This is a genomic window from Amycolatopsis sp. CFH S0740, from assembly GCF_004522315.1.
In the GTDB taxonomy this organism is placed as follows: Bacteria; Actinomycetota; Actinomycetes; order Mycobacteriales; family Pseudonocardiaceae; genus Amycolatopsis; species Amycolatopsis nivea.
The window spans coordinates 1-341 of sequence record NZ_SDLS01000087.1 but is presented as its reverse complement, the minus strand read 5'-3'; the positions used below and the strand labels follow the sequence as shown (position 1 = coordinate 341).

Annotated in this window: 1 protein-coding gene; it reads right to left on the bottom strand. The window is 68.3% G+C overall.

Features of this window, described 5'->3' with window-relative positions; translation table 11 throughout:
- On the bottom strand, positions 1-341 hold a 341-nt coding region (locus tag EIZ45_RS45865; protein WP_205670336.1), incomplete at both ends, for an acyl-CoA dehydrogenase family protein.

Here is a 341-nt window from a genome sequence, read left to right as displayed (position 1 = left end):
GAGCCGCCGTTGGTCAGCCACATCTTCGCGCCGTCGATCACGTAGTCGTCGCCGTCGCGCCGCGCCCGGGTCTTGATCGCCGCGACGTCCGACCCGAGGTCCGGCTCGGACATCGAGAAGCTGCCGCGGACCTCGCCGGTCGCCATCCGGGGCAGGAAGTGCTGCTTCTGCTCCGGCGTCCCATGCTGCTTGATCATGTGCGCCACGATGAAGTGCGTGTTGATCACGCCGGACACGCTCATCCAGCCGCGCGCGATCTCCTCCACCACCAGCGCGTAGGTGAGCAGCGACTCGCCCAGGCCGCCGTACTCCTCCGGGATGGTGAGCCCGAACAGGCCCAT